At 65.9% G+C, this 6,102-nt stretch carries 3 protein-coding genes and 1 pseudogene; 3 read left to right on the forward strand and 1 reads right to left on the reverse strand.

The window, feature by feature from the left end:
- The first annotated feature begins 811 nt into the window (after window positions 1-811).
- The 3 genes from ACWEO7_RS37600 to ACWEO7_RS37610 all read left to right on the forward strand — a co-directional run bounded on the left by ACWEO7_RS37600 (window position 812) and on the right by ACWEO7_RS37610 (window position 5,635).
- The gene (locus tag ACWEO7_RS37600) at window positions 812-3,499 is read left to right on the forward strand and encodes an ABC transporter permease subunit (RefSeq protein WP_452430401.1); all 2,688 of its coding nucleotides are present in this window, start codon (window positions 812-814) and stop codon (window positions 3,497-3,499) included.
- Window positions 3,496-4,335 (forward strand): ABC transporter ATP-binding protein, encoded by an 840-nt coding sequence (locus ACWEO7_RS37605; protein ID WP_452430402.1) that lies wholly within the window; start codon window positions 3,496-3,498, stop codon window positions 4,333-4,335. Before ACWEO7_RS37600 ends, ACWEO7_RS37605 begins: the two co-directional genes overlap by 4 nt.
- A gap of 139 nt (window positions 4,336-4,474) precedes the next feature.
- On the forward strand, window positions 4,475-5,635 hold the full coding sequence (locus ACWEO7_RS37610; RefSeq protein ID WP_452430404.1) for an ABC transporter substrate-binding protein: 1,161 nt from the start codon (window positions 4,475-4,477) through the stop codon (window positions 5,633-5,635).
- 63 nt (window positions 5,636-5,698) lie between these two features.
- On the opposite strand, the pseudogene kgd reads toward ACWEO7_RS37610, so the two are convergent.
- Window positions 5,699-6,102: pseudogene (gene kgd / locus ACWEO7_RS37615) on the reverse strand (multifunctional oxoglutarate decarboxylase/oxoglutarate dehydrogenase thiamine pyrophosphate-binding subunit/dihydrolipoyllysine-residue succinyltransferase subunit); the annotation flags it as partial.

A 6,102-nucleotide genomic window follows, 5' to 3' on the forward strand; every position in this document is an offset into this window, starting at 1 on the left:
GTGGACGGCACCGCGACGGTCATCGAGCCTTCCGCGCACAGTTGCAGGAAGCGTTCGATGCGGCCGGAGGTGTGGTCCGGGCCCTGGCCCTCGTGACCGTGCGGCAGCAGCAGCACCAGCGAGATATCGCCGCGGCCGATCAGGCCCGCGTGAACTGCGCCCAGCACGGCTGAGCTGGCCGAGTGGTCTGCGGCGAGCGGGACGCCGGCGGGCCTTCGCAGTGACCACCTATTTCGTCGCGGCATGCGACCGCGATGCGGTTGTTGGCCGAATTCGGTTGCCGGATCGCCGGTCCAGGAACCGGTGAGCAGCGAATTCACGTCCCTGGCAGCGGAACCCAGTGCGGACTGGGGCGGCGACGATCTCCGCTTTTCCACCGCGTGAACCTTGCTGGACCCGAGGGGGCCGGCATGGCGCGGCGGAAGATACGGCACGCAGTTGGGCGCTCGGCAGATAGCTGAACCGGCGGCTGAACCCGTCGACCTCGCCTTCCGGCTTACGTTTTGGTGCCGTCGAATTCGGTTGCGAGGCAGAAGCTAGGGGATTGCCTGGCGTGGCGTGGGGCAACGATCGACACTGACTGGCACGCGTTCAACCCAGTGGGTGGATCTGTTCATCGAACCCCGGAGACGGCATGAACAAGTCGATCGTCCAGTTGCTCATCGATAAAGCCATTTATACCAAAGAGCGCTGACACCCTTTTCGTGCGGGGGTGGTCGCTCGATCAGCAGCCGACCCGATCGGGCAAGACTGCGCCGACGCCTCCGCACAATCTGGCAGTGTCGGTGACCAGCCAAAAGTGGAGTACATCGTGGCAGATCTCTTGCCGTTCGTGATCGCGGGAATCGTATCCGGCTCGGTTTATGGGCTGGCCGCGGTGGGTTTGGTGCTCACCTACAAGACGTCGGGAGTGTTCAATTTCGCCCACGGTGCCATGGCTACGGTGTCGGCGTACGGGTTCTACACCTTGCATGTCATCAATGGGTTTTCGTGGCAGCTCGCCGCGGCCATCTGTGTTCTCGGTCTCGGTCCGGCCATGGGTTTGGCGCTGGAATTGCTGGCCCGCGTTGTCGACCAGGCGACAGTGGAACTGCGGATCGCCGCGACCATCGGCATTCTGCTGTTGGTCCAGGCGGGCGTGACGCTGTATTACGGGCAGACGACGGCGCGCATCGTTCCGGCCTTCCTGCCGCAGGGTGGATTCGCCGCCTTCGGTGTGCAGGTGCAGTGGTCGGATGTCACCACGTTCGGGGTCGCGGTACTGGCGACCGGCGCGCTCTCGGCCGCGCTGCGCTTGACCCGGCGTGGTGTCGCGATGCGCGCGGTCGTCGGTAACGCGCCGTTGCTGGATCTGGCCGGGACCAGCCCGGTGCGCACTCGGCGATGGGCCTGGTGTGTCGGCACCGGTCTGGCGTCGCTGTCCGGAGTGCTGTTCGCGCCGTTGATTCCGCTCGATCCTACGCAGCTGACGTTGCTGGTCGTCCAGGCGTTCGGAGCGGCGGCCATCGGCCGGTTCACGAGCCTGCCATGGAGCTTCGGCGGTGGACTGCTCATCGGGGTGTTCGCCGCCCTGGCTACCCGCTACTTCACCACCGGGTTGGCCGCGGGAGTTCCCGCCGCATTGCCATTCCTGGCGTTGTTCCTCGTGCTGCTCGTCATGCCGCGTCGCTTCCTGCTGGACCGGGATCAGGTGACCCGGCGCATCCGATCCGGCTGGACTGCTCCGCCGGCGTTGCAATCCGTTGGTGGGATCGTGGTGGTGGTCGTGCTGGCGCTGGTTCCGTCGTTCGCGGGCATTCACCTGACGGATTGGACTGTGGCGCTGGCGATGACGCTCGTCTTTCTCTCGCTCGGCCTGTTGGTTCGCACGTCCGGTCAAGTCTCGCTGTGTCACGTGGCTTTCACCGCGATCGGCGCCTGCGCGTTCTCCCACTTCGCGGTCGATTGGCGGTGGCCGTGGCCGCTCGCTCTCCTCGCCTGTGGTCTGGTGGTCGTGCCGATCGGTGCGGTGTTGTCGATTCCGGCCATTCGGCTCAGCGGCCTGTATCTGGCGCTGGCGACCTTCGGATTCGGCGTCGTGCTCCAGATGATGTTCTACAGCCGGCCCTACATGTTCGGCACCAGCGGTCTCGGCCTGCCGATGCCGCGCCCCAGCGTATTCGGACTGGACTCCGACCCGTCCTTCTACCGGCTCGTGCTGGTACTGGCCACGGTCGGCACGCTGATAGTGGTGGCGTTGGACAAGAGCAGGCTCGGACGATTGCTCCGGGGTCTGGCCGAATCGCCGACCGCGCTGCGGACCAACGGTGTCTCCATCGAGGTCACCCGCGTTCTCGTCTTCTGCGTGTCGGCGTTCCTCGCGGCGTTGGGCGGCGCACTCGCAGGAATGGCCCAGACCACTGCCTCGGCCACCAACTACCAGTCGCTACTGTCGGTCACCTATTTCGCCGTCATTGTCATCATGGTGGGCCGGGAGCCGTGGTATTCGCTGCTGGCCGCGGTCGCGCTCATCCTGGTGCCGTCCTACGTCTCCGTCGCGGGTATGTCGCTGTGGCTCCAGGTCCTGTTCGGCATCCTGGTGGTGCTCCGTGCCGCCACCGCGAGCCGCCTGAAGGTTCCCGGCCCGATCCGGTCCCGGCTGGACAGCGCTTTTCGCCGCAAGCGGTCGCCGGCGGTTGTCGCGGTGGAGCCACCCACGAGGCAGCCCTCAGCGCTGCTGGAGGTCCGGGATCTTTCAGTCCGTTTCGGCGGCGTGGTGGCCGTCGACGGAATCTCGTTCGAGGCGCGTACCGGGCGGATCACCGGACTCATCGGCCCGAACGGTGCGGGCAAGACGACGACGTTCGATGCCTGCACCGGTCTCGTCCAGGCCAACGCCGGCGAGGTGCGACTGCAGAACCGGGTGATCAGTCGCGTCTCGACGTCCCGCCGGGCGCGGCTCGGCATCGGGCGAACTTTTCAGCGGACGGAGCTGTTCGATTCCCTTACCGTGGCCGAAAACGTCGCGATGGGAGCCGAAGGCCCACTCGCCGGGGCGAATCCGCTCGCCCAACTGTTCGCGGCCCACGGACATGCCGGGAGGGTGCGCGCCGCCGCGGCTTCCGCTATGGCGTTGTGCGGAATCGAATCCATCAAGGATTCTCGCGTCGGCGCACTGTCCACCGGGCAGCGAAGACTGGTCGAACTCGCGCGATGTCTTGCCGGGCCGTACCTGATCCTGTTGCTCGACGAGCCGAGCGCGGGTCTCGATCGCGCGGAGACCGCGCGCTTCGGGCAGATTCTCCGGCATGTCGTCGCCGAACGCGGCGTCGGAATCGTGCTGGTAGAGCACGACATGTCGCTGGTGCTCGAGATCTGCGAGGAGATCTTCGTACTCGACTTCGGCCGCCTGATATTCCGGGGCTCGCCCGCGCGGGTCCGGGCTTCGGAGGTGGTGCAGCACGCCTATCTCGGCGTACCGATCACGGACGAGAACCGGCTGAAGGAACCTGTAGCATGACCGGCCAGAGCAAGGGGGCCGAAGCTCAGGGCCCTGGGTCGTGCACAACGGGCCACAGCACGGCCGGCACCGAGTTCGCACTCGAATTGCGCTCGATCGCCGCGGGCTACGGCTCGACGATGGTGCTCCACGACGTCGACCTAGCCGTTCCGCCTCGCTCGGTCGTTGCGTTGCTCGGACCGAACGGCGCCGGAAAGTCGACGCTGCTCAGGGTGGCCTCCGGGCTACTGCGAGCGCGATCGGGAACCGTGTCGATCGGCGGAGCGGATCTGACGCACGCTCGCCCGGCACGCCGCACCCGTGCGGGTTTGTGCCTGATCCCCGAGGGGCGAGGTGTATTCGCGGACTTGACGGTCCGGGAGAACCTACGCCTGCTGACACCGCCGTGGCGCCGAGTCGGCACCGATGACGTGCTCGATGTCTTCCCCGCGCTGCGAGCGAAGCTGGATCAGCGGGCAGGTTCGCTGTCCGGCGGGCAGCAACAGATGCTGGCACTGGGGCGCGCCTGGCTGGCCGATCCGGCGGTTGTCCTGCTCGACGAGGTCTCGATGGGCCTGGCTCCGCTGGTCGTGGACGAGATCTTCGCGGCCCTTGGCGAATTGCGCACCACGGGCGCGGCGATTGTGCTGGTCGAGCAGTACGTCGATCACGCGCTCACGATGGCCGATCACGTGGTGTTGCTCAGCCGCGGCACCGTCGCGTTCGCCGGACCCGCCGCGGGGATCGGCCGAGATGTCGTGCTGCGGAACTACCTCGGCGTCGACGGGGGACACACAGACTTGCCGGCATCGCCGGCGGGACACCCATCCGGAACCGCGGCCGGGCCATGGGCGTAGCGAACACTCGGTATCCAGGAGTGCAGTAATGAGGAAGAGAAGGTTTCTGTGGTGCGTGGCGCCGATACTGGCGGCAGCGCTCGCGCTCACATCGTGTTCGGCCGACTCGACGAGTGACGGGCCCAAAACCGTTGGTCCGGTGAAGGTGTCCGACGGCGGGCTCAAAGGCGATCCGATCGTCATCGGATCCATTTGCAGCTGCAGCGGCCCTGCCGCCGGATCGGTGGGGCGCAGCAGCGATGTGCTGCAGGTGTGGGCGTCATGGGTCAACGATCGTGGCGGAATCAATGGGCACCCGGTCAAGCTCATCACCTACGACGACCAGCAGAATCCGACGACGGCGCTGGCGGTGGCGAAAAAACTGGTCGAAGAGGACAAGGTGGTCGCCATCGTCGGCCAAACCAGCCTGGTCAGTTCGAGTTGGCAGAGCTACGTCGACAGCAAGGGCATTCCGGTCATCGGCGGACAGCCGGTCGATGCCCCGTTCATCACCGACCCGAACTTCTTCACCTCCGGAACTACGCTGCCGGTGCTGATGCTGGGCGAAGTCGCCCAGGCCAAGAAGGCGGGCGCGAAGAAACTCGGCGTCTACTATTGCGCCGAGATCCCGGTCTGCGAGCAGCTACCGCAGATGGTGAAGCCGATGGCCGAACAATCCGGTCTGGGATTCGCTTCGGAGAAAGTCGCGATCGCGGCGCCGAACTACATCGCGCCCTGCCTGGCATTCAAGGAAAACGGTGTCGACGCCGTATTCCCCGGCGTTTCGGTCGAGGCGATTTCGCGTATCGCGGCATCCTGTGCTCAGCAAGGTTACAAACCGATTCAGGTGCCTACCGGCGTGAGCCTGCAGAAGGCGTGGGCCACGGACCCGAACTTCGAGGGCAGCATTTTCGCAGGCTCCAATGCGCTGTACACCGACGAATCCATTCCGGCCATCAAGGATTTCAATGACGCTCTCGCCGAGTACATTCCCGGCCTTCGGGATAGCGCGGACTTCAGCTCACCGCTGCTGTGGCCGTGGGCAGGCGGCCAGCTCTTCCTGGCAGCGGCCAAAGCTGCGGGCCTCTCGCCGTCTTCGGCGAGCGCGGATGTGATCAAAGGGCTGCGCGCACTGCGCGACGAGACCCTCGGCGGCCTCGCTCCGCCGCTGACCTTCCCGGAAGGGAAACCAGCCTTTCCGATGTGCTACTTCACCGGAAACACCAAAGGCGGTGCATTCCACTCCGACAACGGTGGTAAGCCGACGTGCATCGACGAGGCTACTGCTGCTGCTCTGATGAAAGCGCTCGCGCCGTCCTGAAACGCGAACCGGGCCGAATCGCTTCGTGTACGAAGGCGATTCGGCCCGATTTCGCTCAGGTGACTAGGCGGTCGGTTCGAACGATTCCGCGATGATCTCCGCCTGTTCCACCGCGTGCACCTTGCTGGACCCCGAGGACGGGGCCGACATGGCGCGGCGGGAGATTCGGCGCAGCTTCGTGTTGGCGAAGCGCGCGGGGAGGGTTTCGGGGAGGTTGAGGCCGAAGAAGGGCCACGCGCCCTGGTTGGCCGGTTCTTCTTGGACCCACGCCAGGTCGGTGGCGTTGGGGTAGCCCTCCAAGGCCTCGTTCAGGCGGCGGGTGGGCAGCGGGTAGAGCTGCTCGACCCGGAGGATGGCTACGTCTTCGCGCTTCTGCTTGGCCTTTTCGGCGGCCAGCTCGTAGTAGAGCTTGCCGCTGGTCATCAGGATGCGCTTGACCTTGCTGCGGTCGCCGATGCCCTGTTCGT

The organism is Nocardia sp. NPDC004260 (assembly GCF_053603155.1).